Origin of the sequence: Aquimarina sp. RZ0 (assembly GCF_008370685.1) — a bacterium.
Taxonomy (GTDB): domain Bacteria; phylum Bacteroidota; class Bacteroidia; order Flavobacteriales; family Flavobacteriaceae; genus Aquimarina.
Genome location: NZ_VTZU01000160.1, coordinates 1 through 3,387 on the forward strand (window position 1 = coordinate 1; position 3,387 = coordinate 3,387).

A 3,387-nucleotide genomic window follows, 5' to 3' on the forward strand; every position below is an offset into this window, starting at 1 on the left:
TTAAAATCTTCAGTTGTAACTTCTATTACTGAAGTGTTTTCATCCTCATTACATGATAGTAAGAGGTTTATTAAAATAAAGATGATAATATATTTTCTCATTTTCTGTTTTTTAATGTTTGTCAACGGATTTGTATAAGAATAGTAGGGCGGAAAAAACGCACGAACCATTCGGTTAAACACAAGCCGAATTTTTAAATTTTTCTTATTATCTTTTTTTCTCAATAAGCCAAATTTAAAAATTTGGCGACTTCGCAAAAATGCCCAAGCCATTGAATTAAGCAACTAATTGCCCTATTATTTTTATACGGTGTTACAAAACGTTTTTTATTCGCTGGTCAATTAATTTTAGATATAACTCTCTATTATTTCCGCTTAACACTTTTTCCGCTAGTTTTCTTTTGTTTCCCGTTGGCTGATAATAATTTTCAAAGGATTTAGATTCAATATTCATAATGTAATTTACATAACGTTCCGTGAACTTGTAATATTCGAGACTTTTAGAATTCCATTTGTGTTTATCATATTCCTTAAAAAAGTCCGAGTAAAAATTATCCGATTTAGGATTTTTGATTGAATTTTCCACTTTTTCAGGAAAGTTTTGCTCAAACCAATTCAAAAACGTATTCAAATGTCCTAGATAAATTTCTGAATATAAATAATTATCAAAACTGTTTTCGTTTTTAATATTGTCCAAATCCACAATTTTTAAATCAAACTCTTTCTCAATCAGCATTTGCTCCCAATTTGTTTTATAATCTAATTTATTATCATAATCCAATTTACTTGCATCTAGCTTATTTGAATTTAAATAAAATTCTCGCAGTTTTATTTGTTGAATACCAGTATTGTTCGGACTGTTTATAGAATCTATACTTTGTGTTTCAATCCAATTTATATTAATCGACTTCTCATTTGTAATATAGAAAGTAGGTATTGAGGTGAAAAATTTTTCGCAATTCCCGAAAAAATATGTTTGTGGTGCCGAACTATATATTTGGTATGTAAATGGTTTAAATTTTTTAGTTGCAATTGAAACCAATTTTGAATTTAGGTTATGTTTTTTGAATTTGAATTCTCCATTTTTTGAAATAGAAGTTGAATCAATTGTATAATTCTCATTCAGATTGTCAAAATGATTAATTTCATTTAGATAAACAGTTGGTGACTCTGTCTGATTTATTTTTCCAGAAATTATTGTTCCAGATTTTTCGGTTTTGTCGTCACAGGATAAGATTATTACCACTGAAAATATTATTAAGCACAGGTTCTTCATCAAATGTTTTGTAACGTTACGTATAAGAAACGTAGGGCAGGTGATAAGCGATACGTTTCGGATTGGTACTAAGCCAAATATAAATATTTTGCTTTTATTTTTTGTGTTATAAATGCCAAATTTTATATTTAGCGGAGTTTGTTAATATGCACAGACCTTTCGTTTTAGCACAAACGCCCTATGTTTTTTATACAGCTTAGCAAATGTTAGTCCGCTTTATTTTTTTCTAAATTAGCGCCAACAGCAAAAGGGAATTCATCAATCTCTCCGTATCCATTATTTTCATTAAAAACAATAATTGCTACTCGATTTTCAAATGGACTTTTAAAATATCCTTTAATCATAAATCGTCTATATGAGAGGAGGCTATTTTTTGAACACTTCTCCTCTTGACAGTGCCAATGGTAAACTATTTTTTCTTTAATATTTTTTGAATAGAGTGTTATTTTATAATCTGTTGTCACGGTACCATTCTTAGAGTTGATAATATTGCTTTTTTCATCAACAGTAATTCCTTCTTCTTGAAGTTTTGAAATATTATTTAAAGATAAATTGGTTGGTTTAATTTTATACTCAGTAAGCACATCAAGTACTTGAGGTCTATTTTTTTTTCAAGTAATAGTTTTAAAGAAAGCATAATCAAAATAAGCTCCTTTTTTATAGGCAAGCGAATCAATATTTGTAGAATACGGTTTCCAAACATATCCATCTTCAGGGGTATAATATATGCTTTTTTCAAATAAAATTTTATCAGTTTTCATATTTTGAACTATGAAATTATATTGAAAACCGCCTCCTCCAGCTACAGTATTTATATCTTGATGTATATATGAGAAATCACCTTTCTCAGACCACCCTAATGGATAAATAACTTGATAATTACTTTCCATCGGATTTCCTACAACAACAGGTTTAGGACAATCAATAATTTGAGCTTGTATCCAAAAAACATTAAAGCAAACAATAATACTAACAAAATAATATTTCATTTTACGTTTTATCTTAATTACTTATGGTTTTATACGATTTATAACTAAAAATTTCGAATATTCATCGTTTCTTTTTCCTTTCTACTTCGTTTAAAAAATAAACCGTAGCTATAGCTATGCTTGATTTTTTTGCCTTGCATAAAGAAAAAATAATTCAATGAATTTATACGAATTTTTTAATCACAAATCGTATTAATGTTTGCTAACGCCAAATATATGAATCGGAGCAAGGCAATTAAGCCAGAACTAATCGATCTATCTGCGCATTTTTATTTCTTGTTTAATTTATAAAAATCTAGCGCCATCGCAAAAAGGAAATGACCTTTCTATCGGAACTAAACTTTGCTCTGATTTCATATATGATGTTAGCTACTTTTTATTTCTCGGTTTTCCAGTTGAAATTTAATGCCTTACACTTAGGGCATTCAACATATTCCCCTTCAAGATAATCAACATTACAGCGATTACACTTTCCGTACTTTTTATTAATGTGCATAAAGGAGAATTTAGCATCAATACTTTCTATGTCATATAGTGATTCTATTTTTTGAATTAACTTTCCAAGTTTATTATTGGCTTTTAATTCAGATAGAATATTTTTCTCTTCAGATGTGAAATTTGGAACTTCGAATTCCCTTTTGGAACATTTTTTACAAGACAGTTTCATAAAACTATAAACTTTCTTTTTGTTTGTTAAACCACTTTAGTTGAGATTCAATCCGCTCAAGTATTTTTTCATCTGAGTCATTGTGAATATCTCTTAGTTGATATTTAGGGTTAATCAAGTTTTCTTCTTCTATGAATTCGTTGATTTTAAGATTGAAAATTGCTTGACCAAACCTTTGTTCAGGATTTTCATTCAGATAAGTAGAGATATGGTCAATTATTTTCTGATGTTCTTTTTTCATTATCTGATAATTGTAGCGTAGAGTAGAGCCTGATAGCTCTGCCTTATTATTATCTGGTTAAAGATATTAATATTTTAGAACTATCAGTGCCCCCTTCATCAAACCGTACGTGAAGTTTTCCCTCATACGGCTTACCGATAGAGTTCTTCATTGCGCTTTAGAAATTGTTTTCAAGCGAGCATACTTTTCTATATCCAATAGCTTATAACATTTCA

6 protein-coding genes are annotated in these 3,387 nt (G+C 28.8%); all 6 read right to left on the reverse strand.

Annotation, left to right across the window (positions count from 1 at the left end; all coding sequences use genetic code 11):
- A partial coding sequence (locus F0000_RS28170) for a hypothetical protein (protein WP_223148950.1) occupies positions 1–272 on the reverse strand: 272 nt, incomplete at its 3' end.
- A gap of 40 nt (positions 273–312) precedes the next feature.
- Positions 313–1,041 (reverse strand): hypothetical protein, encoded by a 729-nt coding sequence (locus F0000_RS26705; RefSeq protein ID WP_149627750.1) that lies wholly within the window; start codon positions 1,039–1,041, stop codon positions 313–315.
- A 440-nt stretch (positions 1,042–1,481) separates the two neighbouring features.
- A complete protein-coding gene (locus F0000_RS26710) occupies positions 1,482–1,859 on the reverse strand; it encodes a hypothetical protein (protein WP_149627751.1) in 378 nt (125 codons plus the stop codon).
- A gap of 27 nt (positions 1,860–1,886) precedes the next feature.
- Complete coding sequence (locus F0000_RS26715; RefSeq protein ID WP_149627752.1) at positions 1,887–2,264, reverse strand: hypothetical protein; 378 nt, start codon at positions 2,262–2,264, stop codon at positions 1,887–1,889.
- Between the two features lie 376 nt (positions 2,265–2,640).
- Complete coding sequence (locus tag F0000_RS26720) at positions 2,641–2,931, reverse strand: hypothetical protein (RefSeq protein WP_149627753.1); 291 nt, start codon at positions 2,929–2,931, stop codon at positions 2,641–2,643.
- A gap of 4 nt (positions 2,932–2,935) precedes the next feature.
- On the reverse strand, positions 2,936–3,172 hold the full coding sequence (locus F0000_RS26725) for a hypothetical protein (RefSeq protein WP_149627754.1): 237 nt from the start codon (positions 3,170–3,172) through the stop codon (positions 2,936–2,938).
- Positions 3,173–3,387 lie beyond the last annotated feature (215 nt).

Bases quoted from the DNA above. Each gene is read 5' to 3' on its own strand.
- F0000_RS26725 (WP_149627754.1), bottom strand. From the start codon at position 3,172: ATGAAAAAAGAACATCAGAAAATAATTGACCATATCTCTACTTATCTG.
- F0000_RS26720 (WP_149627753.1), bottom strand. From the start codon at position 2,931: ATGAAACTGTCTTGTAAAAAATGTTCCAAAAGGGAATTCGAAGTTCCA.
- F0000_RS26715 (WP_149627752.1), bottom strand. From the start codon at position 2,264: ATGAAATATTATTTTGTTAGTATTATTGTTTGCTTTAATGTTTTTTGG.